This window comes from Nostoc sp. ChiSLP03a (assembly GCF_034531215.2).
GTDB lineage: Bacteria > Cyanobacteriota > Cyanobacteriia > Cyanobacteriales > Nostocaceae > Nostoc.
In genome coordinates, this window is the sequence record NZ_JAVRBQ020000133.1 from 45617 (window position 1) to 69734 (window position 24118).

The following is a 24118-nucleotide window of genomic DNA, read 5'->3' on the forward strand; positions in this document are numbered from 1 at the left end:
TACCTATTTCAATGTAATCTTTCCAGTTTGAATCAGTACCTCCTAACAACTCTTTATTGTTAAGATATCGCCAAACTGGGTTAATTAGTGGAACTTTAAGAATCCTGAGTTTTGGGTAACTGTTGTTGGGGAGGCTGCTCTGTCTTTTGGCTCTCCTCAGTTAGGATTTTGTGCTGTGTGTTTTCTGACTGCTTGAAAACCTGTACCTTCATTGCTGCCAATTCGGTATCTACATCATTAGATTCCAAAGAAGTAAATTGTGTTTCCAAGTCGTCGCTACTAAGTTGAGCTATAGCTTCTGATTGAGCTTCTATCTGTGAAACTTTTTCTTCCATGCGCTCAAAGGCACTCAGACTGTTATTAGCAGAAACTCCGCCGAGCATTTCTTGGAGGCGATAAGACGCTTCAGCAGAACGGGCGCGGGCAATATACATATCTTTTTTAGTTTTCGCCTCGGAAATTTTTAACTCTAGCGATCGCATATCCTTTTTTAGCCTAGCAACTATCTCGTTTTGCTGCTCTATCTGCGAACAGAGGGCTGTAGTAGTTTCTTTATAGGCTTGGCGCTTAGTCAAAGCTTCACGTGCTAGAGGTTCGTTGCCTTGTTGTAGCGCTAATTGGGCGCGGCGATACCATTCTTCCGTTTGTGACTGAGCGGCCGCTGCTTGTCGTTCGGTGCGTTTCTGGGTAGCGATCGCTTGTGCTACACCCTGCCGCAACTGCACCAGATTTTCCTGCATTTCCAGGACAGCTTGCTCCAAAATCTTTTCTGGATCTTCTGCACCACCGATCAAACTATTGAGATTAGCGCGAATCACCCGCAGAATACGCTTGATTAATTCCATATCGGCTCTCCAACGAAATCCAGTTCTGAGTGCTGTTAGCAGGGCGTTTAGACCGTGCTGAGTAATGAATTTAGTTATAGAGTGCTAAGTGCCTAGTTAAAGTCCTGAGTATAGTAATATATTTTGTCATACGTGTAGTTATGGAGTGCTGAGTGCCTAATAAAAGTTTTGAGTATAATATTTTTTGTTGTGGGGTCGCAAACAAACAATATTTTGTCTCTACCACTCAGCACGGATTACTCATTACTCATGTCGTAAACAAACAATATTCTGTCTCTACCACTCAGCACTTGTTGACTCAGGACTGTTATCTCATGGTATCGTAAATTGTTGCAATTCATGGCTGCTGAACTCGCGCCTTGATTCCCTTCGCTTCTAACAGTTTCATCTGTTGTTTTACTTGCTCTTTAGTTTTAAAAGCACCCAGATAAATCAATTCTTTGTTAGGCGATAAATAAGCATCAGGAATTATTTGCCGTGCTGAGGCAAAAGCTGCTCCTTTATTATCTATCACTACATGATAAAACCCATCTGTTGCTGGTTTGATTTCTGTATCTGGCTTTGGTGACGTTGCGATTGGCTTGGGCGAGGTTTTTGTCGGTGAAGTGGGAGGTAAAGAAAGAGGAGGCAAGGATTGTAGTCTCGGTACTGGTGCTAAGGCGATCGGGTTCATCTGTTGGGCTGTATTGGGGTTAGACAATGCCCCTTGAGGGTTTGCAGGGTTTTGGGTAACAATTGGATTAGGCACTACAGCGGGGGTTGGTTGGACTTTGGGTTTTAAGCCAACTACATCATTAGGATCTCTTACTTCAGGAAACTCTTCAGTAGCTAGATTGGGATATTTGGGTATAGATGTGCTTGGTGGTTGAATTTGAGGTTGGACATTACTCCCAACTTCCTCAGTATTTTCTGGTGTGGGAGAGGAGTTGCCGTTAAATAAGTTGCCTAAATTCCATTGTGGCAAGCTTTTGGGATTGAAGACTGCATAACCCAAGATCAGACTAGCCACCAATAGCAGCAACATGGAGCCAATACCCAAAGGTGATAGCAGACTGTCGCTAGAATTGCTTGGTTTCTTGGTTTCTGGTTGTTCTTCTGTCAGACTTCGCAGCAGTGCTTCACTAGATTCTAAATAGTCATCTGGGTGCTTGGGGCTATCATCTGTCTGCAAGTGATTTTCGCTTTTAGTATTTTTAACGATCGCTGGCACGATACTGCTATTAAAGTTGGGTGGGGGTGGTGGAAGTTGAGTTTGTGTTTTGGCTGCATTGGAGGTGGAGGGCACATTAAGATTATTCAGTTCCTCAATTTTTGCCGTAGTTGGTGCTGGGTTCATCTCAGGATTCACAGCTACAGATGCGGGTGAGACATCAATTTTTGCCGTAGCTGGCGCTGGATTCATCTCAGGATTCACAGCTACAGATGCAGGCGATACGTTGGTTTTAATTTCCGTTGCTGATGACTGAGTTGCGCCCAATATTGTCGAAATGGTAGTTAACGGTTGGGGTTGTCCGCTGATGTAACTTGCAACATGGGACTGCTTAGATGACACCAAACCAGTTCGCGTGCGTCGGTATCGAGCTAACTCTTGATCTAGCGGCACCTCTAAACTTGCTAGTGCTGCTGCTAGTACTGGTTTCAACCCAGGTGTTTTAGACGATTGATGAGTACTGGAGTCGTTCAGGGAGTTTTGAGTCATTGCCTTTTTGCCTCAAACGTAGATTACTGGAATCAACTTTTAGATAGATATATTTTGTGATAATAGTAGCGGAAATTATTTAAATAGATAGAGTGGGCATGGAGCATTGGGGAGGCAGTGCGGTCTTGGGGTCTCCCCAAGTGGAGCAACTGCCGTCATTGGATATAAGGCATTGGACACAAGAGGCAGAGGGGCACAGGGGCAGAAGGGAAAGACTTACTGCAACTTCTCCTCGGTCACTGAGCGTAGCCGTACCACTTCGTGGAAGCAAGCTAGCAAGAGCGTCTCGTAGAGAAGTGCTGCTCCCCTGCTCCCTTGCTCCCCCACTTTCCAATCCCTACTCCCCACTTTGAATAATGTCGTTGAAATCAATTAATGATGTTTTAAGGATTCTGGAAAAGCAGTCGAAATGGCAGGAGCAACCATTTCAACGCCTGCTCAAGTGTTGGGCAGAAGTTGTTGGGTCAGTAGTTGCCGCAAATACTAGACCATTAGCAATTCAGCGTGATGTTTTGTCGGTAGCAACTTCTAGTGCTGCTTGGGCGCAAAACCTGACTTTTGGTCGCACATCTCTACTTTTAAAGTTGAATAAAAAGCTGCCAACGCCTTTGGTTGATATTCGCTTCTCTACTGTTGGCTGGCAGAATCCGTTGGTGGAAAGAAAACAGCAACAAACGGTTTCGCCTCATGAGCATCCCAGTTACCTTGGTGATGAGATTAACCGCCCTGATGCTGCTATACCTACCAAGGATGTAAATGCGGCTTTTAGACATTGGACGAAGATTGTGCGATCGCGATCACATGGCTTACCCCTTTGTCCCCAGTGTCAATCTCCCACCCCTCCCGGTGAACTCCAGCGCTGGGAAGTCTGTTCTGTCTGTGCTGCTAAACAGTTTTCAAAGCAAAATAGTTGAACGATTATTCGTTGAGCAGAGTTTATCCTGAAATAACTTGCTGCCATTACGTCAAATCGTTCTGATTCTTGATAAAAAGTATAGTTTGCCGCTAAAATATGCCAAATGTGGTATGTAAAGCAGACTATTTATGTGAAATTCTATGCCTTAAGGATGGCTTAAGGAGGAATTTAAAAGGTTGAATAAATCAAAAGCTTTAGTTTTACTCTTGATCCCTAATAAGTTTTAGACGATACCTATATGTAACTGCTATAGGAATTATTTAAATATATAACAAGATTATAAAAATATCCTGAAGTTTATTTTTTACTTGGGATCGCTGAAACCTATGGAAAATAATGACTTTTTGGCTTTTCTCTGTCTTTATATATAGAAGCAGAATATAAAGATGAAATTCAGCCAGAAACAACACTAAAGATGAATCCGAATGAAACCCATTAAAGTTTTAGCATCTGCCTGTAGATATTGTCGTCATTACCAGCCAGAAGGTCGCCGTGGTGGAACGTGCCAGCAGTTGGGCGCACCAGTTCAAGCGACTTGGAAAGCTTGCTCTTTAGCGCTTCCACCTTTTGCACCTTCTTGGGAAACCTTAGAAGATGCTTGGGGTTTACCAGATGCAGCTCCAGTTTTAACATCTTGTCAATCTTTAGCTTCAGATTTCGATAATGCTGCTCTTGCCCCTCTAGAGGAAATAGCTGCCTCCATATCTGAACAGGTAAAAACTAAAGCAGTGGTTATTTAGTCATCCATTATTACTGGACTGAGTTTGTAGTCTGCTTAAAATAAGATTTGTTTTTAAGATTTTTAGTGCTGTAAAAGTTGATATCTACAAAAATCGCACCTCATTTAAGGGGGGCGATTTTTGCAATTCTAAGGTAGCCAAGGAAAAGAGCGAAAATCTGGTGGACGCTTTTCGAGAAAGGCTTGTTTGCCCTCAGATCCTTCTTCTGTCATGTAATAAAGTAGGGTGGCGTTGCCAGCAAGTTCTTGTAAACCAGCTTGTCCGTCACAATCAGCGTTAAAGGCGGCTTTGAGACATCGAATTGCGATCGGACTTTTTTCCAAAATCTCCTGTGCCCATTGAATACCTTCCGTTTCTAGTTGTTCTACTGGAACGACACAATTAATTAAGCCCATTTCTAGCGCTTGTTGTGCATCATATTGGCGGCAGAGAAACCAAATTTCTCTAGCTTTTTTTTGTCCCACGATGCGGGCAAGATAGCTGGCTCCAAAACCACCGTCAAAACTACCGACTTTCGGGCCCGTCTGTCCGAAAATGGCATTATCGGCAGCGATGGTAAGGTCGCAAATTAAGTGTAGGACGTGTCCACCACCGATCGCATATCCAGCTACTAAAGCAATCACCACTTTCGGCATCGAACGAATCAGCCGTTGTAAGTCCAGCACATTCAAGCGAGGGATGCCAGTATCATCCACGTAACCTGCATGTCCCCGCACACTTTGATCGCCACCGGAACAGAAGGCATATTTGCCATCAGTGTGTGGCCCATATCCAGTAAATAGGACAACACCAATAGTAGTATCTTCACGAGCATTACAGAAAGCGTCATACAGTTCAAAGACTGTTTCAGGACGGAAGGCATTGCGTTTGTGAGGACGGTTGATGGTGATTTTCGCAATGCCATCGGTTTTTTGATACAGAATATCTTCGTAGGTTTTGGCAGTTTGCCAGTTAATTTGCATTGGTATGGAGTGCGCTGTTGTTTGAGAATTTTATCGCGGACGTAGGGACATGCGATACCTACGGTGGTAACTGAGCTAAGTCGTACCCCTCCGGGGAAGCAAGCTACGCCGAGCGTCTCGTAGAGAAGTGTGGGCTACGCCGACGCTAAAATTGGTATCTCAAGCCTTTACAATCTGGTAATTGTCTGGGTGTTGAGGAATAAAAATGCGACGTGACACCATCTTCTACAAATTATTTAAGCAGTTTCCCGGTTTGCTGTTTGAATTAGTAGATGAACCACCTCCAGAAGCAGAAAACTACCAGTTTGAATCGGTTGAAGTGAAAGAAACCGCGTTTCGGATTGATGGAGTGTTTTTACCTCCCGCGAATGCAGTTTCTAAAACCGTCTTTTTTGCAGAAGTCCAGTTTCAGAAGGACGAAGACTTATATCACCGCTTCTTCAGCGAATTGTTTTTGTTTCTCTACCGCAACTCTATTCGTTACGATGACTGGTTTGGGGTCATAATTTTTGCTTCCCGCAGTCTGGAACCTTCTTCCTCTTCGATTCACCGCGCTTTGTTAGAAAGTGGTCAAGTCAGACGGGTTTATCTGGATGAGTTGGGGGATTTGCGACAACAACCTTTGGGATTGGGTTTGATGTTGCTAACAAATGTTACTTCTGAAACAGAAGCAGTTGAAGGGGCGCGGTTTTTGCTGGAGCGAGCACGGCAACAATCGGAGCAAGCGATAATTGATTTAGTGACGACGATTATTGTCTACAAGTTTTCTAAGCTTAGTCGAGAGGAGATTGCAACGATGTTGGGACTGAATTTGGAAGAACCACGGGCGATTCGGGAAGCGAAGGAAGAAGGACGAGAGGAAGAAGCGCGATCGCTCATCTTAAGACTATTAAACCGACGGGTGGGTGAGTTTCCTGAGTCGCTTCAGCGCCAGATTCAAGGGTTATCGGTCGAACAGTTGGAAGCTTTAGGTGATGCTTTGTTGGATTTCTCTACTCTTGCTGATTTGGAAGGATGGTTACAAGGTGAAGTAAGCGGGTAAGTTTCACCCAGAGGTGCAGAGGAGAAGAGCGATCGCACCCGGTAAAATTCTCATAGCTACAAATCAGAGGCCGGAAGACACGCGGGTATATCAGAAAGCGGTGGAAGGAAGAGTGCGATCGCTCATCCTGCGACTATATAAAACAGATGATTTTGGCTGTTGATACTCGGCCACAATCATCATTAGGCATAAAATAAGCAACTGTGCAGAAAGTTACATTAAGGCTAATCTTCATGAAAACAGAACTGAGCTATTATCTTTTGAACAGCCCGAAATCTTGATTATTTAGTTGAATGTCAATGCATATTACTCAGCGTCAAGAGCAATTTAGTAACGCTTATATTCGTGCTGTTGCAGCAGTAGCAGGTTATACCATTTATAAACAAGAGGTAGATGATGACAGCATTGACTTAGGTATTGCAGCCAAAGGAGCTATTGGAACTATTCGCTCCCCCCATTTATAATTACAGCTAAAAGCCCCTTTTAAGAGGAATGTAGTTGGTGCTACGAGTATGAGTTATCCTTTAAAGAAAAAAAACTATGACGATTTAAGATATACTAATGTTTATGTTCCACGCATTTTAGTTGTTGTCGTCTTGGCTGACGATCTAAATAGTTGGTTGTATCAGTGCGAAGAACAATTAGTTATTAAACATTGTGCTTACTGGACATCACTACGAGGTGAAAAGGAATTACCTATTGGTCAAGAAACTAAGTCAGTGCGTTTATCAAAAGATAAAATATTTAATGTAGAAACTCTACAAAAGTTGATGGATATAATCTCAAATGGAGGTAATCCATGAAAACGACTATGCGAGATATTGACGTTATTAAATCCATAAGTCCACTAGAAGTTGCTAGCTATTTAGAAACTCAAGGTTGGAAGCAACAAAGGCAAATAAACGATATTGCATCTGTTTGGACATTAGAATTAGCTCAGGGAGACAATGTTGAAATACTATTACCTATGAATCCTGAATTTCGAGATTTTTCTGCTCGGATGAGCGAAGTTTTACAAAATCTTGAAATTGTAGAAAATCGTTCTCAATTAGAAATAATAACTAATCTTAAGACTCCACTAGCAGAAATTGTACAAATTTCAGTGAATCATTCAGAAATTATAAATGGAAGCATTCCTATCTCTCAAGGAGTTCAATTATTTAAATCAGCTAAAAAGCTAATGTGGTCTGCTGCTTCATCTGCTGTACAACCTAAACCTTACTTTAAAGGAGGTTCATTTAGTGAAGTAACTGACTATATGCAAAAATTACGTTTAGGACATACCAAAGAAGGCAGCTATATTTTAACCATTATTTCTCCATTAAAAATTGACAATTATCAATCTGAAGATTGCTTTGAAAGAAAGGTTACTAGAACACTATTTCAAGCTTTAAATATTATTAGTTTAGCTGACGAGCAAAAACTTTCTGAGAGAGAAAGTGTTTTAAATGAAGCCATAGAAGAAGGAGTAAGTGCTAATCTATGTGATGCATTATCACACATGATAAATAATGATAATGATCCAAACTTGAGTTTTAATTTAACTTGCTCAAAAACACTAGATCATCCATCTAATATTCCTTTAGAAATAAAAATAAACAAACAAGTTTTGTCTGTTATTACGGAAGTTAAGAATAAACTAAAATCTCGCAAAAATACTTTGGGCAGAAACCGAAAAAGTATTATCCAAATAGATACGAAAGAGTTAGTAATGATAAATACTCTAGCATTTCCTTCATCTTCTAGTTCAGAACTATTACACTCAAAAATTAAAGGTTTAGTAATTAAGCTTGAATGGTTTGGTGGAAATGAAAAAGCAAAAGTTACTGTTATAACTATAAATATAGAAAATGAAGAGAAAGAGGTTATTATTGAAGTTAATCGTGACGAATATTTAATTGCATTTCAAGCTAATTTAGAGCAGATACCAATAATATGCGATGGTCACTTAATTGAAGAAAAGGAATTATTAGTTTTGAGAGAAGTACAGAATTTTTCTCTATATCGAGAGAATATATAAATTTACTAAACATCAAGAGTTTGTCACTACTTCGTCAGCGCTTGTAAAACTTGTGGCAAAGGACTTTTAATTATTGAGATAGTTAAATTGCAATATCTGCGGCAAATCTCCTCAAATTATCTTGTCGCCACTTAGCATCTGCTTTGCGATTTGTCTGCAACTCCAAAACCCGAATTCCCTTAGTTGGGAGCGGGTTGAATTTTTGCTGCAACTGCTGCCAAGAAGTAATAAATTCATGTTGCACATTATAAGTAGCGCACAACTGAGCAAAATCAATATCCTGGGGAGTGCCAAAAAACTCTTCAAATGGTGGGTCAAATTTGGCAATGGGTAACATTTCAAAAATACCACCGCCATTGTTGTTGATTAACACAATCGTGAGATGTCCGATAAACTTATTGCGGATTAAAAAACCATTGGTATCATGCAACAGCGCTAAATCTCCCGTTAACATCACACTACTTTGCTGGCGATGGGCAATTCCTAAAGCTGTGGATAATGTACCATCAATGCCATTTGCACCCCGGTTAAAGTACGATCGCACTCCTAAATTATTTGGTTTCCAGAAATATTCCACATCCCGCACAGGCATACTATTGGCAATAAATAGAGGCGTTTCTGGCGGTAAAATCTGAGAAATTAACCAAGCTGCTTTACTCTCAATGATTTCATCTATTTTCCCCATCGTCTGGTCAACCACTAACCTAACCTTCGCTTCTGCATTACACCATTTCTGCACATAATCTGAGGATAGAGATAAATTTCTCTCCTCTACTTTTATTCCTTCTACAGATATTCGTAAATGCGTTGTTCTCCCGTGCAAAGGGTCGAGGTTTTGGTCGCTAGGGTCAATTACCCAGCGTCGCGGTTGAGTTGCATCTATCCAGTTACGTAGTTCTTTACTCGTAGGCATTTCACCTACCTGAATCACCATTTCCGGCGCTAGCTGCTTTGCTAGTTGCTGATTTCGCAAAATCAGGTCATAAGTGGAAATCAAATAAGGGTTGAGTTCGGCATAATTTCTGACTGGGGAGAGTCCCTCAGCTAGCACGGGCCATTTGAGAGTTTGGGAAAGTTGCGCGATCGCTCTAGAATATTCCTCTGGTTGCTGTGGTTGGGCAACACCTGCGATGATGATACCGCGATCGCATTCTTTCCATTCTTTGGGCATGGGGCATGGGGCATCCCTTCGGCTTCGCTCAGGGCAAGTGGGCATAGGGCATGGGTTTGCTATTCCTGCGAAAAAGTCTTCTGATTCCAAGTGCGATCGCAAATAACTCAAGTCAGTTCCATCAGGAACAGGCGCTAAGGGATCGCGAAAGGGAATATTCAAATGTACTGGCCCCTTTGTAGGAGTTTGCGCCCTTTCCCAGCTATGAATTACCGTTTGTCGCAGATAAGCTAGCATTCCCAGATCGGTACAGGGTAAGGCTAACTCCGTTTGCCAATTTGGGTAGTTTCCATATAATCTCAACTGATCTACAGTTTGCCCAGAGTGACAATCTCGTAATTCTGGGGGCCTATCGGTAGTTAATATCAACAGTGGTACGCGGCTATATGATGCTTCTATTACTGCTGAATAAAAATTTGCCCCTGCTGTACCAGAGGTGCAAACTAGTACCACTGGGCGATCGGTTGCTTGAGCTTGTCCCAAAGCGAAAAAGGCGGCGGAACGTTCATCAAGAATGGAAATTGCTTCAATCTCAGGTGCTTGTTGAGCAAAGGCGATCGCTAAGGGTGTAGAGCGGGATCCAGGGCAAATAATAGCACAAGTCAATCCCAACCGCTTTAAAGTCTCTGTTAAAATATAAGCCCAAAGTTGATTAACATTCCTATAAGCGATCGGCATTAAATCAAACATAGCTATAAAACAATCTTAAATTTTAGATTTTGTCCAGGGAAATTCAATTTAAAATCCATCAATGCGGTGTTGAGTTCCATCACCGCCACGCGAGTTTCTGGGAAAGAAAATCTCCAAGTAAACTTGCTGAACTTTCTACAAAATGCACAATTTGCTCTCAAACTTTTATGGACTGCATTCATTTAACGGGAATTCGCGGCTATGGCTACACTGGGTATCTACCAGAAGAACAGGTGCTAGGACAATGGTTTGAGGTGGATGTGAGGTTATGGTTGGATATCTCCACAGCGGCCAAGACTGACGCGATTGAAGACACTTTAGATTATCGCAGCGTCATTAGCTTGACACAACATCTGATCAAAACGTCTAAATTTGTTTTGGTGGAGAAATTGGTAACAACGATCGCAGATTCTATCCTCCAAGAATGCGATCGTGTAACAAAAGTCCAAATCACTCTCAGCAAACCTGCCGCACCTATTCCAGACTTTGGTGGCAAAATTAGCATTGAACTGACTAAAATCAAGTCCAACTTTTAATTCACAAAATGTGTTTTTTTCAATATCTATCAGATAGTAAAGAACAGGAGGTTTACGTGGAGCTTGGAAGTGTCTCACAATGAAAATCTTTCCTGCCATTGGCATCAGTACCTATTGATTACCAAAAAACTAAAAAATACTGCGAGCGGCTGATGAACATTTAACTTATATATTTTCAGAGGAGAGGAATTGTGATCGAGTATTAACCAGAAGCTATAGGGCTAGTATTTTATTTTTAAAATACGCTTAGTGGCGTGGCAAGGCTAAAATAGTGCATTAAAAATATCTCAGCTATTGATATTTGAGAAACATAACTAATTTTATATTGCACATATTTAGGCTTACCATGCTATTACAATAATCCTGATGTTTTTTAATTATGGTTGTTGAATGAATATTTTTCATATGAAATAAAATATATTTGCAGATAAAGCAGCGTTAAACTTTTTAATTAGAGGTTAATATTAATTATTAATAAGTGAATGGAGATTAATATATTACATCCAAGACACTAGAGATTTTTTTAATTATATTAAAGTAATCTACTGTGATTTTATGATTTTTTTTTGATTAATTTGTATATAGAGATTATACTTAGTATTTATACTTTACCAATAAAAATTATTGTATACATTTTAAAATCAGTTTTTGAGTGCTTGATAATTGCATTCTCATTTAAATTTGATGTTAGTAGCATCATATTAGCTACACAACATAATCAAAATTAGCTTTGATAATCAGATAAATTTCTGGAGATTAATAATATGATGCTATTTACTCATTAGTCAGTATTAATATCAAGTAAGAATACAGGATAGTTAGAGATTGTTTATGATAAGATAAGCACTTTTGACTTGAGTTGACACTGACAACAAGAATTTGAACCTTAGCAAACAGGTTATTGTAACATGTTCGCCCGCAAAATCCTAGTTGTTGAGGATGAAAAAAATCTAGCCTCAAATATTAGAAAAAGTTTACAAAAATTAGGTTATTCAGTATCAGAAATAACTGAATATGGTGAAGAGGTAATAAAAAAGGTAGCAGAAACTCATCCACATTTAGTATTAATTGATATCTGTCTAGCTGGAGAAATAGATAATCTCCACGTAGCGGATATTATCCAGAATCACTTTCATGTGCCTGTAATATATCTAACAAAGTGTTCGAAATATCAAACATTACATAAAAATCAACTAAGTGAGCCTTTTAGTTACATAGCCAAACCATTTCTTGAAAGTGATTTACATTTTGTGATTGAAATGACACTGTACAAACATCAGACCAAAAAAATATTAGACCAAGAAAAACAGAGGTTGATGACAATTATTAATAGTATGGGTTGTGCTGTGATTGTTACCTATGCAAATGGTTGTATTGAAATGATGAATCCCATAGCAGAACTAATCACTGGTTGGAAGCAAAGTGAAGCGTTGGGGAAAGATTTAATAGAAGTCGTTAACTTAGTTAATAAAGATGTAGGAGAAAAAATTGAAAATTTGGCCACTTATGCAATCGAAGCAGGTAAAATTTTTAATTTACCAGAAAACTGTACATTGATTACCAAAGATGGGAAAGAAATAGCGATTGGGGATAATGTTGCACCTATCCGCGATCGAGATGGCAATATTACTGGCGCAGTTTTAGTTTTTCAAGACATTACTAAACGTAAGCAGACAGAGGCGCAACTTATCCGCAATGCATTTTATGATGGGCTAACAGAATTACCGAATCGTGTTTTATTTTTAGATCGGCTCAAACAAACTATTGAACGTAGCAAACGCAGAAGCGACTATTATTTTGCAGTTTTATTTTTAGATTTAGATGGCTTTAAAGAAATTAACGATCGCTTTGGGCATGGAATAGGGGATGATTTTTTAGTAGCGATCGCTAGACGTTTAGAGTCATGCTTACGTAGTGGCGATACTGTAGCACGATTTGGTGGTGATGAGTTTACTGTTCTTTTGGAGGATATTAAAGACATTACCGATGCTACCAATGTTGCCAAACGTATTCAAGACTCCTTAAGATTGCCAGTTAACCTGAATGGATATCAATTATCTGCTACAGCTAGCATTGGTATTACTTGGAATTTTAGTAATTATGAGGAGCCTGCAACTCTACTGCGGGATGCTGATATTGCAATGTACCAAGCTAAACGGCAGGGAAAAGCTACTTATGCCATATTTAGTTAAGGATGGAATATGATACTCTAGCGGCTACTAAGGTTATCATACACAACCGAGAAGCCCCATAGTTCTATCATGGAAAAAACCGAAAAACAGAAAATGCTCGCAGGCGAATTATACCTGGCCGAAGATCCAGAATTGGCTGCCGATATGAAGCGAGCTAGTCGTTTATTGCGAAGGTACAATTCTACCACCGAAGAACAGCAAGAGCAACGGCAGGGAATTTTACAAGAATTATTTGGAAAAATCGGTGACAAAGCATTAATAGTCCCACCCTTTCACTGTGACTATGGCAGTAATATTTTTGCTGGTGACAAATTCTATATGAACTATGGCTGTGTAATTTTAGACTGTAATACAGTTCACATTGGTGAAAATGTTTTGTGCGCTCCTTATGTGCAAATTTATACTGCTTATCATCCGACAGAGTCAGAAATTCGTCTTTCTGGTAGAGAATTAGCTGCCCCAATTAACATTGGTAATAATGTCTGGATTGGTGGCAATGCAATTATTTGTCCAGGCGTAACTATTGGTGATAACACAACCATTGGTGCTGGTAGTGTAGTTGTCAAAGATATACCTGAGAATGTTGTCGCTGCTGGCAATCCTTGCCGCGTCATTCGGTATTTATCCTAAAGTTTAAAATTTATAACCTCTAGCAATCCAATAGAGCCAGTCTGCGATCGCTTCTTGAGTTTCACTGTCAGCATCAATGGCTGCTATTTCAGATAATTTTGCAGAATATACATCTTCATCCTTACCATTAAGATAAGCCACTTCGACAAACATATCTTTTAAGCACTCGTCATCTGGGGCCATTCCCAATACTTCCACTTGTTTCTCCTCGACAGCACCTGATTTGCGTCCCTTCTTCGACCATGTAGCCAAAAAGGGAAAATTCAGAGTCTCTTCGAGGTAGTAGTACCAACCCATAGCTCGGTCTTCTTTGTCTTCGGCATCTACAACGATCTCCGTTTTAATGCGATGCTCTCGGTTTTCGTCGGCTTCAACACTAGGCATAAGATAACACTTTGCGTATAATTCATTTTGATAATACTACCAAAATGTTTGTAAAATCATACTTAAATATATCTATGATGTCCGCTTAATTACTTATTCACCTCTCAGAACCCCACACGCTAGATGCTCCACTTGGCAGAAGACCGTACTGGCTCTTCTTAATCCCCTCTTTGCAAACTCTTAGGGCAAGGTGGGGTGAAATCAATATTTTTCGGGTTTTGGGGGAAAAGTTAAGGGTTTGAATTTACCTTTCCCCAGTCCAAAAGAGAGATTGTTGGGTTTATGCGAAAAGTATGTATTGAGGGTGAAATGGCTGTGGGAATTATAACTAATTATCTGGAAATGATATAAACTCTACAAAAAACCGCTTGTCATTGACAAGCGGTTTTCTAGTTATAGTTCTTAAGGGGAACTTATTTGTTGCACTAAGATGCCAAATTTTTCAGAGATTAAACAAGTCTCAAATCAGGATAATTTGCTAAGACATCATCAGATGTGAGGGTATCATTTTCAGCTTGAGGAGTCCAAAGAACTTCAATTGCTAGAAGCTTGTCGCTAGGAATACTACCAATTTGCCGCAAAGCTTGACGCAAATCATCAGCACTATTAATAGCTGTGGGGATTTCAAACTTACCTAGTGTCGCCGCCAGCAAGGTGACAACAATGTATTCGCCAGGGCCTTCGGTAAATAGGCGAGTGGGGTTGTCGAGTTCGCCAGCCGGAGGTAAAGCATCCTTGGCAAGGGCTGCTCTTAGCTGGTTGTTGACGTTAGAAAGAGTTTCTTCGCTAAACTTGCTGCGTTCTGCCAGTGACAGCCGATTAAACTGACCTTCAGCTGAATTTAAACTGGCTTGTTGAGTGCCACCGCCTGCATAAACAAAGTATTCTGGATGGCGGAGTAAAGCTAGACTAGCTTCTTGGAGAATTTCTGCTCTGCCTTCTGGGGTGTTAGTATCAGCAGTTTCAGCAATCTGGTTGAGTTCATTTTGCAATTCACGGGCTTGAGCTAACAAACCTACTTGCAAACGAGTTACAGAAACAGGAGAGTTACTGCTGTAATCTGCTTCTGCTGTTTCACCGCTAGAGACGCGGCGGAAAGTTTGCAGTAAGAAATTAGCGATCGCAAAGAAGATTAAGATGCTAAATAGACCACCAAATCCTCCGCCAATACCCCAGAAGGGAAGTAGGAAGGGAAAGCCAAAGCCACCACCAAAGCCACCACCATAACCACCGGGATAGTATCCGCCTCCGCCAGGAGGTGCATAAGTGCGCGGTGTATAGGTGCGGCTAGAAGGCGCTCTAAAGGAGCCACCACCGATGCGACCTCCACTGCGGGCTGCTAATGCTCCATCAGCATGACTCAGAGCCAAAGCTAACACCAGGCTTAGGGCTAAGAAGGTTTTTAACAACGGTTTGATAGTTTGTTGTAGTTTTTTACGCATAAGACAATCGCTTGAAAAACGAAGTTATTATTTATGATTTCTCCCGATTGTGGGAGCAGTGTTGCAGGATGTTGCTAACGCTAGCCCGTAACAAGCAAGTTTGTAGCATTCACATAGTATTAGCTTTTAGAGGCTACATATTCAATTTACCGCGTCTTATCTTGGGTAAGTAGCGATCGCAGGGGGGATTTCTCGACTGGGGAACCGTACCTGAAGACATGTTTCTTTTCAATTTTATTATTCAATATTTAGCACGGGCAAAACGCCTAGCTACCACTAACAGCATTCATTCATACATTTGAACGCTGATAATTTACGTGTACGTAGAAAGCTAGTAAATGTCTGTAATCCTTATATTTTTTCACAATAGACATAATGTTACGACTAAGTAACTATAAAAATTTTGGCATTTTGGCACAGGAGTTTAAGTGTTTGGGATATTTTATTGAACGTAGCTAAATTTCGGAATTTTCGCAGTCGATGTTTACTGAGCATTTTAGCTACAAGTATTAGCTTTGATTTTTTGTTCATTATGCACAGAAACTTTCAAAGAATGAGAAATTTGCAACAAAAATAAAATTAACACAATAAAAAAACAATCTTTCTGGCTAATCTTCTCAAATAGGCTTCAAATTTGTCTACCAAATTCGTTTTAAAAGAAATAAAATAATAATGATGGCTTTGAGAGTAATTCTAATTGTAAATATTAAAAACTATTTGAAATATAGTCATCAACTTTATTATGGAACATATTTCTCAACTAACAGCCGAAATCAGAGACAAAGCTGCATACCCAGATATCCTAGTCATATCCCGGATCTTTCTACCGAAAGAAGCTGTAATTGGGGAATATATCTACAATCGTTGTCTGCAAGATCCAGAACGAATAATTGTACTGGCAGCTAGTTGCTCAGGAGATCGAGTATTTGATAAGAGTCAACAGTTTCCTGTGTATCGCTGGTATTATCCTAAATATTGGCGTAGTGGCTATGTGGGAAATATCCTCAAACCTTTGGTCAATATCGTCTGCTCATTTGTCCTAGCAATTAAACTCTATTTTCGCTATCACTATCGTTATATAGAGTGGGGCCACGGCTATGATTTTCCTTCACTGTTGCTATTGAGTTATTTGTTACCTATTCGCTTTTTTATCTATCTGCACGGCAACGATCTTCTCTGCACTTTACACAATCCCGTGCTGCGATCGCTATTTAAATTAACACTTCATAGAGCCGAAGGCATTATTTGTAACAGTTCTTATACAAGAGACTACCTCAGAACTGCTTTCCGATTAGATACTCTTACCCATGTCATTAACCCCGTAATCAGACCAGAAAAATTTGGTAATAATGTAGCCAGTCCCAGTAGCCTTGATGATTTACGGGTTAGCGTGCGTCAGGCATACAACATTCCTGATTCAGCAATAGTGATTCTCTCTATCGGCAGACTAGTAAAACATAAAGGTTTCGACCGAGTAATTGATAACATCCCAATATTGCTAACTTTTGGGGTTGATGTCCACTATATACTCTGCGGGCAAGGGCCAAGTGAGTCGGAACTGAAATCTCTGGCGCATCGTTTGCGAGTAGATAAGCGCGTACACTTTGCTGGATATGTGCCAGAGCGAGAATTAGTAGGTTATTATGCAGCTTGCGACATATTTGCCATGCTGACTTTATCGGATACTAAACCTAATAATATGGAAGGTTTTGGTATGGCTTATTTAGAAGCAAGTTACTTCGGTAAGCCGATAATTGCCCCTCGTTTAGGCGGTGTTCTAGACACAGTTCAGCATGAAGAAAATGGGATACTGGTTAATCCCAATTCTGGCTATGAAGTTTTTCAAGCTTTCAATCGGTTATGCAAAGACCAGCAACTACGCGAGAAACTCGGTCGTAAAGGTAAAGAATTAGCCAAGCGGAGAACTCTTCATCGTTCGCTTTATAAATCAGAGGGATGAAACGCAATTTTGTAAAATGATTTTATTAACTAAACAGGATTGAATGATCGAATTCAAAAAATACCAAAAAGGGCAATTTACTAAAAGTCATATTTTTGCATAACCTTTAACCAATTGCCTCACAAAAGAGCAAGATTACAGTGTAAAATCTCGCTTGTGATGCGATCAAATGTGCAATGAAAAATATCTGGTTTAACATAGAGCAATTCCTTCGGCGTTACCCAAAGCACCGAACGCAAGCTGTTATATTTACAGTCATTGGATGCCTTGCTGTATTGAGTGTGATTACCTTTGGGGCAATGTATGTTGTGGCTCAACCTGCTTCAACTTCATCTGAACGTCCCGCTATTAAAGCGCCAAATTTGGGGCGACACTTTCAAGAATTCGGGCGTGAAGGCTCAATCTTGATTTACGACTCAAAAAACAACCGCACCTACGAACACAATCCTCAACGTAATGCAACTGCCATCACTCCAGCTTCAACATTCAAAATTTTTAACGCGTTAGTGGCATTAGAAACAGGTGTAGTTCCTGATGATGTGGCGGTTCTAACTTGGGATGGAATTCACCGAGATTTTGATGCTTGGAATCATGATACAAATTTGCGTCAAGCCTTTAAAGATTCAACTGTTTGGTTCTATCAAGTGCTGGCACGTAGGGCTGGATATGAACGGATGCAGCAATTTATTAACAAAGTAGGCTACGGGAACCGTCAGATTGGCACTGTCGCAGACATCGATCGTTTTTGGTTACAACCGCAGTTATTACAAATTACACCCAAAGAGCAAATTAAGTTTTTGCAACGGTTATATCAAAGCGATTTGCCTTTCTCGCAACGAACAATGAATCTTGTCAAAGACATCATGGTACGCGAACAAACTCCAGACTACACGCTCCGAGGAAAGACAGGATGGTTAACGAGTACTAAACCAAATGTTGGTTGGTTTGTGGGTTATTTAGAGCAAAACAAAAACGTCTACTTTTTCGCCACAACCCTTGATATGCAAAAATCGGAAGATGCACCCGCCCGCATCGAGATTACACGACGTAGCCTTAAAGATTTGGGCTTGCTGGCTCAAATTAACTAACCACCACCAACAATAGTTACCACTTCTAAGCGATCGCCTGGTTGCACTTTTGTTTGCGGCCAAAATTGTCGGTGTAAAATTTCGCCGTTATACTCCACAGCCACCAAGCGGGGGTTAAAACCCAACTGTTGGAGTAAGTCGGGTAAAAAAGTTTCAAACGAACAGCTATGGGTTTCCCCATTTACCTGAATCGTAATCTCATTAGACATAAATGTAGGGAATGGGGAATGGGGAATGGGGAATGGGGTATTTGGTATTGGTTACTTACTTTGGACAAATGACAAATGACAAATGACAAATGACAAATGACAAATGACAAATGACTCTTTAAATTTCTGGTTTAATGCGATTGAGTTGAGAAAGCAAATATTGCGTTACTAGGGTAGGCTGTTCGGCTTGCATGAGCGATCGCACCACTGCTACACGTTCGGCTCCAGCATCGATCGCATCATTGATATTATTGGCATCTATTCCCCCAATCGCAAACCAGGGAATTGAGCAATTTTTGGCTGCATAGCTGACATATTCTAGCCCTGTTGCTGCTTTACCTACTTTCGTGGGAGTTTCATAAACTGGCCCGACGCCAATATAGTCTACACTTTCAGCAATTGCTGCTTGCATTTCTTCTTTATTTGTGGTAGAAAGACCGATCAGACGTTGCGAACCCAGTAATTGTCGAGCAACAGCAATAGGCATATCTTGTTGTCCCAGATGCACGCCATCGGCATCGACAGCTAAAGCTACATCCACGCGATCGTTAACAATAAACAAAGCACCGTAGATATGGCACAACTGCCGTAATTTTCTCGCTTGTTCCAGACGCAAAGAATCATCGGCAGTTTTGTCGCGGTATTGTAAAAGCGTTAATCCGCCTTTGAGTGCAGCTTCGACGTTATTCAATAAATTTTCACTAGGGGAAGTCACAAGATACAAACGCGATCGCCACAACAATTGATGGCGCTGATGACCCATTAAGCTACTTTCTAGGGTATAAACCTGATAGCGCATCTGCTTACAAGCTTTAGCCATACTTGGTTGGTAAAGCTTGCTGTATTCTTCCAACACCCGTAATGCTTCTTCTATCCGACAAAAGTTAGCTTGCAAGACCGATTTTATACTAGCTCGTTGTTCTTCTTGAGGATGAGTTAACTCCGTTCCAGGATCGCCTGGTGTATCTCGCGCCGCTCGTAATTCTGGGGTATGCCACTTGGCTACCTCTTGTCGCAGCCGTTTGCATTCAAGAGCTAACTGGGCATTGTTCAAACCAAATCGGCACCATTCCTCGATAATTCGCAAACCCTCACGAGCGCGGTCTAAATTGGCATCTAAAATGCGGTAAACAACTTGCTGTGTTTGCTCTTTTTGGCTGTATGGCTCGACCATCACAACAACCCCATTAGTGCTTTCATCGAAGTGTGAATTATCATAAGTCCTAGTAACCATAAGTTAAATAAGATTGCTTTTTTTTACTAATTTTTGCGGAATCTACGCAAAATAACGTAGTAGTGAGGGTTACGGTAAATTATCCCATGTTCCTATAGACAGTGATAAGGGTAGTTTGAGGCTACAGTTTCGCACTGAGCTTAGTCAAGTGTTTTACGATAGACAACGAGCTTACAAAAGACTAGCAAAAGGGAATACACCAGAAAATCTACAATAGATATGTAGCAATCCGATTTGATTCGGTGAATCACTCGTAGAAGTAAGGGACTGGGGACTGGGAATAAGGAATAAAGGTATACTGAGTTTTGTTCAAAAATAAAATAAGAGTTTTATATTAGTGGAAACTATGTAGAGATTAGGGCGTGTTTTCAAACCTTTTTTAAAGCACCTGAGTCTTGGAGATCCCCCCAACCCCCCGATAAATTGGGGGGCTTTTAGAGTTTCTTTTCCCCTCTTTTTAAGGCTACGGTGTACACACAAGTGTCGGTGCAGTGTATCTATCCCGCCTCCGAATAAATTCCAAGTCTTATAACGGTGTATCTATCCCGCCTCCGAATAAATTCCGAGTCTCATAACGGTGTATCTATCCCGCCTCCGAATAAATTCCGAGTCTCATAACCAAAGTCCTCTTTTAGAGGACTTTAGCTATCAGCCCGGAACTAAAGTTCCGGGCGGGATATTTGCTCAGTGTAGGACTTTCACTTGAACAGAAATATTGGGTGAGTAAGATTTTTAGAGATGTGTGTAGACCGTAGCTTCTTAAGGACTTCCAAATAAAAAAATATCCAATTAATTCTTGTGGGGTGGGTAACATGATGTTACGTCTCTACAAGGATTTTGGATAACACATATTTAATTTCACTTTTATATCTATATAGATAAATGATATAGGCACAATTCATGAATTTTGCCCACAAATTATTTTGGGCAATGCACAATTAATTTCTGGAGATGTCTAATATCATTTATTACTATGTATTAAATATCGCCACTCGGTCAATATATGAGTAATATTATCGACATAATACTCTCTAGGGAGTATAAGAATTTATGATTACTTATAAGGAGTGGTGTTAAATATGATTCTTCCTCGTATGTTTACTGAGTACCGTAGAGTAGATGTTTTGTTTGCAAAACTGAAGTTTCTGAAATCAGCAAGGCTTTTATTTTTTAGTTTTTCAGTATTATCTTTTATTGTCGGGATGGGGGCGGCAAGTATAGCGTTTCTGGGTATCAGCCAGGATAGTGCGTTAGCGCAGCTCGCCGTTGGCAAAGCCTCTCGTAGAGAAGGCATCGCTCAGATTCCATCGACACCAAATTCAGCACCTCTGAATCAGAAAACGCCTTCTCAGGCTAATGTGCTATTTGTCAATCCTGGTGTTGGAGATGACAAGGCAAGCAATGGCAGCGAATCCGCTCCTGTAAAAACTATTACCCATGCATTGCGATTAGCTAACGCCAATACTGTAATTATGCTCTCTACTGGCACTTATAGCGCCGAGACAGGAGAGGAATTTCCCTTAATATTGAAACCGGGTATTTCAATTCAAGGCAACCCCAGCAATCAAGGTAAGGAGATTATCATTCAGGGAGGCGGTGATTACCTGAGTCGAAGCTTTGGCGGCCAAAACGTCACAATTGTCGGGGCAAACCAAGCCTTGCTCACAGGGGTAACAGTGACGAACTCTAATCCTCGTGGTTACGGTTTATGGATTGAATCCAGCAATCCGGTAGTCGCAGAAAATACTTTTACTGGCAGTACTCAAGATGGAATTTCCGTCAGTGGTAATGCCGCACCTACCATTAGTAAGAATTACTTCGATCGCAATGGAGCCAATGGCATCACAATTGCTGGTAACTCTAGTCCGCAAGTGAAGGAAAATGTCTTTCAGCAAACAGGTTTTGGGATTAATATTGCTCAAAATGCTGCTCCTATAGTCATAGGTAATCAAATTCAAAACAATAGATCGGGAATTATCGTACAAGCAAATGCCCGCCCGATTTTGCGGAATAATTCTATTCAAGATAATAAAGAAGATGGTTTAGTCGCGATCGCTCAAGCAATGCCAGATTTGGGTAGTGCATCCGAACCTGGGGGTAATACATTTCAAAATAATGGCCGCCACGACATTAACGCCAGCGCTGCTAAACAAGTAATTTCTGCTGCTGGTAACAACCTTGTGAGCGATCGCATCATTGGTAAGGTAGATATTAACGGTACAACAGCACTAGCAACCCCAAATTCTCAACCAGTTCCCAACAACGTATTACGACAAATACCACCAACTGGAGAAATCACCTTCTCGGCTCCCGAAACCTCTGAAACTACTAATGAACAAACCAGCAACAGTATTTCAGCAAATAATCCTGTTTCTGGGCAATTAAACAGTCAACTGCTGCCATTAATGCCAGCCAATAATGTACCGCCTTCCTTGCCTATATCCAAACAACCACCGACTTCTAGCGTCGCCGGATTTCCTACTCCTAGCAGCTTGTCAGGTAGACAAATACCAATTAACGCCCAGCCACCTGATACACCACAGTTAAATTACGTGCGGATCGATCCTAATACCATTGAGTTTACTGCCCCTGAGTCCCCATCCAATTCAGTTGCACAGCCACCAGTTTCAAGTATGAGGAATCAAACACAACAGCCATTACCAATACTAGAAACTGCTGCTCCTGGTGCTTCAGAACTTTTACCACTTCCCAATCCCAATATCCCCATTGTTAATACTCGCAATCTGCAAACAAGTTCTGCAAGTATTCCCTATAGTGGTAACTCTGCAAGACAATTTGGTATACGTTATCGCGTAGTAGTGCCACTAGCAACCGATCGGGATCGAGATTTAGTGCGATCGCTTGCTCCTGGTGCGTTTCCCACAGTTTGGGATGGTCAAAGAGTTATGCAAGCAGGAGTATTTAGCAGTGAATATAACGCTAAAGAAATGCTTAAAACACTCTCTAGTAAAGGTTTAAGAGCCATTATGGAACCGTTGAATTAATTGGGTATGGGGCATGGGGCAAAAGAGGCGGAGGATACTTTCACGCTTCGATCGCCCCTGAATTCAAATAGCATAGAACCAGATAACCACAAAACCACACTATGACTCCACAACTCGAAGCTGCGATCGCTGCCATCCAACTGCTCTCATCTACAGAACGTCAACAACTGCTGCAAATCCTTACCCAAAGCAATTCATCCTCACACTCTCAAACCGATCTTAAAAATCTCAGTAATCAGTTTTGGCAAGACACCACGCTCAAGCAGCTACTCGCCACCCAGACCCCTATTACCGTTCATAACTTCAAACATCTCGCTGCTGACTTTTGTCCTGAAGAAGACTCCATCGAGGATTTTTTCACCTTCCTGCGACAGCAGGGCCAAGAGGCGATCTAACCAAACGACCAATATCTCCACAAGATGCTTGGATTGCCGCAACGGCTCTACGCTACGACTTACCGCTAGTAACTCACAACATCAAAGACTTCCTAGAAATTCCCAATCTACGGTTTATTACCCCTTCACCTTAATACAGCATTTGTATTCTTACTTCTTGACAACTTGTATTTATTCGTTCGTTGCAGTCAACCTGGCGAATATGAAGGTCAAATCCTTTTCATTCCCTTTTCTTGATTGTCATCGGCGATCGCAGGTCAAAATAAAATCAATCGACTTGAGAGAGCGATCGCTTTCTTGGTATGGGGAGGCATTGCTCTTTTAGTCAAGGGAGTGAGATCGCGGTTAGGCATAAGTTGAATTAGCGATCGCCTTCTTGTTTTAGAGAGCGATCGGGGAAAGTATCCTTTATCGATCATTTTCATCTAGATCGACATAATAGCCCTTACGTGTACTGCGGAATTGAGAACAGAAAATATATGGTAATAAGTAAATAGGATGCCACGCTTACGAGGTAATACATGGAACCATTAACTGCTAGTGCGATCGCCACTCTCGCTTTTACCAAAGCTTTTGAAAAAACAATTGAGAAATTTACTGAAGCGGCTCTTGCCAAGATGGATCAGTTGCGTCAAAGAATTTGGAATAAGCTACAAGGAAATCCAAAAGCAGAAAAAGTATTAACTGCGATTGAACAAGGAAATAAGTCGGAGTTAGACCGTCTAGCAGTCTATCTGCAAGATGCGATGGATGACGATCCACAGTTTGCTTCCCAGGTGCAAGTACTTGCACAAGAGATTAATGCGGGAAAATTGCTTGACAACAGCAACATGACCCAAAATAACTATGATAACAGCATGGGCTACCAGACGAGAGTTGAAACTGAAAGAGGTACAACAAACATTGGGGGAACTCATACTCATAATTACACTACTTGACTACAGTCGTCCGAATGGGA

General features: G+C 40.9%; 23 protein-coding genes and 1 pseudogene. 15 read left to right on the forward strand and 9 right to left on the reverse strand.

Annotated elements, in window-relative coordinates; all coding sequences use genetic code 11:
• Positions 1 to 95 precede the first annotated feature (95 nt).
• Together RMY32_RS21930 and RMY32_RS21935 are read right to left on the reverse strand one after the other, a co-directional pair.
• Positions 96 to 845, reverse strand: coding sequence for a PspA/IM30 family protein (locus RMY32_RS21930; protein ID WP_322711522.1), 750 nt, complete (start codon positions 843 to 845; stop codon positions 96 to 98).
• Positions 846 to 1182: 337 nt separating this feature from the next.
• Positions 1183 to 2544, reverse strand: a complete 1362-nt coding sequence (locus tag RMY32_RS21935; protein ID WP_322711523.1) for a hypothetical protein — start codon at positions 2542 to 2544, stop codon at positions 1183 to 1185.
• 356 nt (positions 2545 to 2900) lie between these two features.
• Between RMY32_RS21935 and RMY32_RS21940 the strand changes: the two genes are divergently transcribed.
• Complete coding sequence (locus RMY32_RS21940) at positions 2901 to 3458, forward strand: DUF721 domain-containing protein (RefSeq protein WP_322711524.1); 558 nt, start codon at positions 2901 to 2903, stop codon at positions 3456 to 3458.
• Positions 3459 to 3885: 427 nt separating this feature from the next.
• Positions 3886 to 4200, forward strand: coding sequence for a hypothetical protein (locus RMY32_RS21945; RefSeq protein ID WP_094349568.1), 315 nt, complete (start codon positions 3886 to 3888; stop codon positions 4198 to 4200).
• Between the two features lie 128 nt (positions 4201 to 4328).
• Here RMY32_RS21945 and menB read toward each other — a convergent pair whose 3' ends face one another.
• Positions 4329 to 5162 (reverse strand): 1,4-dihydroxy-2-naphthoyl-CoA synthase, encoded by an 834-nt coding sequence (gene menB / locus RMY32_RS21950; RefSeq protein ID WP_322674929.1) that lies wholly within the window; start codon positions 5160 to 5162, stop codon positions 4329 to 4331.
• A gap of 205 nt (positions 5163 to 5367) precedes the next feature.
• Here menB and RMY32_RS21955 point away from each other — a divergent pair, with 205 nt between their 5' ends.
• From RMY32_RS21955 to RMY32_RS21975, 5 genes and pseudogenes are all read left to right on the forward strand, one after another.
• Entirely contained in the window at positions 5368 to 6204 is an 837-nt protein-coding gene (locus tag RMY32_RS21955; protein ID WP_322711525.1) for a DUF2887 domain-containing protein, read from the forward strand.
• A 13-nt stretch (positions 6205 to 6217) separates the two neighbouring features.
• A complete protein-coding gene (locus RMY32_RS21960) occupies positions 6218 to 6367 on the forward strand; it encodes a hypothetical protein (RefSeq protein ID WP_322711526.1) in 150 nt (49 codons plus the stop codon).
• 136 nt (positions 6368 to 6503) lie between these two features.
• The gene (locus RMY32_RS21965; protein ID WP_322711527.1) at positions 6504 to 6668 is read left to right on the forward strand and encodes a hypothetical protein; all 165 of its coding nucleotides are present in this window, start codon (positions 6504 to 6506) and stop codon (positions 6666 to 6668) included.
• Between the two features lie 15 nt (positions 6669 to 6683).
• Positions 6684 to 7007: pseudogene (locus RMY32_RS21970) on the forward strand (DUF4365 domain-containing protein); the annotation flags it as partial.
• Positions 7004 to 8224: a hypothetical protein gene (locus tag RMY32_RS21975; RefSeq protein WP_322711528.1), complete on the forward strand. Its 1221-nt coding sequence runs from the start codon at positions 7004 to 7006 to the stop codon at positions 8222 to 8224. The pseudogene RMY32_RS21970 and the gene RMY32_RS21975, both read left to right, overlap by 4 nt.
• Positions 8225 to 8306: 82 nt before the next feature.
• Here RMY32_RS21975 and menD read toward each other — a convergent pair whose 3' ends face one another.
• A complete protein-coding gene (gene menD / locus RMY32_RS21980) occupies positions 8307 to 10085 on the reverse strand; it encodes a 2-succinyl-5-enolpyruvyl-6-hydroxy-3-cyclohexene-1-carboxylic-acid synthase (RefSeq protein ID WP_322711529.1) in 1779 nt (592 codons plus the stop codon).
• Between the two features lie 167 nt (positions 10086 to 10252).
• On the opposite strand from menD, the gene folB reads away from it, so the two are divergent.
• The 3 genes from folB (at position 10253) to RMY32_RS21995 (ending at position 13443) form a co-directional block, all read left to right on the forward strand.
• Positions 10253 to 10621: a dihydroneopterin aldolase gene (gene folB, locus RMY32_RS21985; RefSeq protein WP_322711530.1), complete on the forward strand. Its 369-nt coding sequence runs from the start codon at positions 10253 to 10255 to the stop codon at positions 10619 to 10621.
• Positions 10622 to 11529: 908 nt separating this feature from the next.
• Complete coding sequence (locus tag RMY32_RS21990) at positions 11530 to 12813, forward strand: diguanylate cyclase domain-containing protein (RefSeq protein ID WP_322711531.1); 1284 nt, start codon at positions 11530 to 11532, stop codon at positions 12811 to 12813.
• 69 nt (positions 12814 to 12882) lie between these two features.
• Positions 12883 to 13443: a sugar O-acetyltransferase gene (locus RMY32_RS21995; protein WP_322711532.1), complete on the forward strand. Its 561-nt coding sequence runs from the start codon at positions 12883 to 12885 to the stop codon at positions 13441 to 13443.
• A gap of 3 nt (positions 13444 to 13446) precedes the next feature.
• Here the strand turns inward: RMY32_RS21995 and RMY32_RS22000 are convergent, their stop codons facing one another.
• Together RMY32_RS22000 and RMY32_RS22005 are read right to left on the reverse strand one after the other, a co-directional pair.
• Complete coding sequence (locus tag RMY32_RS22000) at positions 13447 to 13827, reverse strand: calcium-binding protein (RefSeq protein ID WP_322711533.1); 381 nt, start codon at positions 13825 to 13827, stop codon at positions 13447 to 13449.
• 449 nt (positions 13828 to 14276) lie between these two features.
• A complete protein-coding gene (locus RMY32_RS22005) occupies positions 14277 to 15269 on the reverse strand; it encodes a DUF1517 domain-containing protein (protein ID WP_322711534.1) in 993 nt (330 codons plus the stop codon).
• A 742-nt stretch (positions 15270 to 16011) separates the two neighbouring features.
• Between RMY32_RS22005 and RMY32_RS22010 the strand changes: the two genes are divergently transcribed.
• Both RMY32_RS22010 and blaOXA read left to right on the forward strand, forming a co-directional pair.
• The gene (locus RMY32_RS22010) at positions 16012 to 17229 is read left to right on the forward strand and encodes a glycosyltransferase family 4 protein (RefSeq protein WP_322711535.1); all 1218 of its coding nucleotides are present in this window, start codon (positions 16012 to 16014) and stop codon (positions 17227 to 17229) included.
• 176 nt (positions 17230 to 17405) lie between these two features.
• Positions 17406 to 18317: a class D beta-lactamase gene (gene blaOXA / locus RMY32_RS22015; RefSeq protein WP_322711536.1), complete on the forward strand. Its 912-nt coding sequence runs from the start codon at positions 17406 to 17408 to the stop codon at positions 18315 to 18317.
• Here blaOXA and thiS read toward each other — a convergent pair.
• Together thiS and RMY32_RS22025 are read right to left on the reverse strand one after the other, a co-directional pair.
• The gene (thiS, locus tag RMY32_RS22020; RefSeq protein WP_322711537.1) at positions 18314 to 18526 is read right to left on the reverse strand and encodes a sulfur carrier protein ThiS; all 213 of its coding nucleotides are present in this window, start codon (positions 18524 to 18526) and stop codon (positions 18314 to 18316) included. The genes blaOXA and thiS overlap by 4 nt on opposite strands.
• 118 nt (positions 18527 to 18644) lie before the next feature.
• Positions 18645 to 19760, reverse strand: a complete 1116-nt coding sequence (locus RMY32_RS22025) for a thiamine phosphate synthase (RefSeq protein ID WP_322711538.1) — start codon at positions 19758 to 19760, stop codon at positions 18645 to 18647.
• 1079 nt (positions 19761 to 20839) lie between these two features.
• Here RMY32_RS22025 and RMY32_RS22030 point away from each other — a divergent pair.
• Both RMY32_RS22030 and RMY32_RS22035 read left to right on the forward strand, forming a co-directional pair.
• Entirely contained in the window at positions 20840 to 22765 is a 1926-nt protein-coding gene (locus tag RMY32_RS22030) for a DUF1565 domain-containing protein (RefSeq protein WP_322711539.1), read from the forward strand.
• 101 nt (positions 22766 to 22866) lie between these two features.
• Positions 22867 to 23160, forward strand: coding sequence for a hypothetical protein (locus RMY32_RS22035; protein ID WP_322711540.1), 294 nt, complete (start codon positions 22867 to 22869; stop codon positions 23158 to 23160).
• Positions 23161 to 23417: 257 nt separating this feature from the next.
• Here the strand turns inward: RMY32_RS22035 and RMY32_RS22040 are convergent, their stop codons facing one another.
• Positions 23418 to 23585 carry a hypothetical protein gene (locus RMY32_RS22040; protein WP_322711541.1) on the reverse strand — a complete coding sequence of 56 codons (168 nt, stop codon included), beginning with the start codon at positions 23583 to 23585 and terminating at the stop codon, positions 23418 to 23420.
• 96 nt (positions 23586 to 23681) lie between these two features.
• On the opposite strand from RMY32_RS22040, the gene RMY32_RS22045 reads away from it, so the two are divergent.
• A complete protein-coding gene (locus RMY32_RS22045; RefSeq protein ID WP_322711542.1) occupies positions 23682 to 24098 on the forward strand; it encodes a hypothetical protein in 417 nt (138 codons plus the stop codon).
• The last annotated feature ends 20 nt before the right edge of the window (positions 24099 to 24118 follow it).

Excerpts from the sequence above, each read along its gene's own strand:
- RMY32_RS22045 (WP_322711542.1), top strand. The coding sequence starts at position 23,682 with ATGGAACCATTAACTGCTAGTGCGATCGCCACTCTCGCTTTTACCAAA.
- menB (WP_322674929.1), bottom strand. The coding sequence starts at position 5,162 with ATGCAAATTAACTGGCAAACTGCCAAAACCTACGAAGATATTCTGTAT.
- RMY32_RS21975 (WP_322711528.1), top strand. The coding sequence starts at position 7,004 with ATGAAAACGACTATGCGAGATATTGACGTTATTAAATCCATAAGTCCA.
- menD (WP_322711529.1), bottom strand. The coding sequence starts at position 10,085 with ATGTTTGATTTAATGCCGATCGCTTATAGGAATGTTAATCAACTTTGG.
- RMY32_RS21945 (WP_094349568.1), top strand. The coding sequence starts at position 3,886 with ATGAAACCCATTAAAGTTTTAGCATCTGCCTGTAGATATTGTCGTCAT.
- RMY32_RS22025 (WP_322711538.1), bottom strand. The coding sequence starts at position 19,760 with ATGGTTACTAGGACTTATGATAATTCACACTTCGATGAAAGCACTAAT.
- RMY32_RS22030 (WP_322711539.1), top strand. The coding sequence starts at position 20,840 with ATGATTCTTCCTCGTATGTTTACTGAGTACCGTAGAGTAGATGTTTTG.
- RMY32_RS21955 (WP_322711525.1), top strand. The coding sequence starts at position 5,368 with ATGCGACGTGACACCATCTTCTACAAATTATTTAAGCAGTTTCCCGGT.
- RMY32_RS22035 (WP_322711540.1), top strand. The coding sequence starts at position 22,867 with ATGACTCCACAACTCGAAGCTGCGATCGCTGCCATCCAACTGCTCTCA.
- RMY32_RS22005 (WP_322711534.1), bottom strand. The coding sequence starts at position 15,269 with ATGCGTAAAAAACTACAACAAACTATCAAACCGTTGTTAAAAACCTTC.
- RMY32_RS21930 (WP_322711522.1), bottom strand. The coding sequence starts at position 845 with ATGGAATTAATCAAGCGTATTCTGCGGGTGATTCGCGCTAATCTCAAT.
- RMY32_RS21965 (WP_322711527.1), top strand. The coding sequence starts at position 6,504 with ATGCATATTACTCAGCGTCAAGAGCAATTTAGTAACGCTTATATTCGT.
- RMY32_RS21990 (WP_322711531.1), top strand. The coding sequence starts at position 11,530 with ATGTTCGCCCGCAAAATCCTAGTTGTTGAGGATGAAAAAAATCTAGCC.
- RMY32_RS21995 (WP_322711532.1), top strand. The coding sequence starts at position 12,883 with ATGGAAAAAACCGAAAAACAGAAAATGCTCGCAGGCGAATTATACCTG.
- RMY32_RS22000 (WP_322711533.1), bottom strand. The coding sequence starts at position 13,827 with ATGCCTAGTGTTGAAGCCGACGAAAACCGAGAGCATCGCATTAAAACG.
- RMY32_RS21935 (WP_322711523.1), bottom strand. The coding sequence starts at position 2,544 with ATGACTCAAAACTCCCTGAACGACTCCAGTACTCATCAATCGTCTAAA.
- folB (WP_322711530.1), top strand. The coding sequence starts at position 10,253 with ATGGACTGCATTCATTTAACGGGAATTCGCGGCTATGGCTACACTGGG.
- RMY32_RS22040 (WP_322711541.1), bottom strand. The coding sequence starts at position 23,585 with ATGAAAATGATCGATAAAGGATACTTTCCCCGATCGCTCTCTAAAACA.
- RMY32_RS22010 (WP_322711535.1), top strand. The coding sequence starts at position 16,012 with ATGGAACATATTTCTCAACTAACAGCCGAAATCAGAGACAAAGCTGCA.
- blaOXA (WP_322711536.1), top strand. The coding sequence starts at position 17,406 with ATGAAAAATATCTGGTTTAACATAGAGCAATTCCTTCGGCGTTACCCA.
- thiS (WP_322711537.1), bottom strand. The coding sequence starts at position 18,526 with ATGTCTAATGAGATTACGATTCAGGTAAATGGGGAAACCCATAGCTGT.
- RMY32_RS21940 (WP_322711524.1), top strand. The coding sequence starts at position 2,901 with ATGTCGTTGAAATCAATTAATGATGTTTTAAGGATTCTGGAAAAGCAG.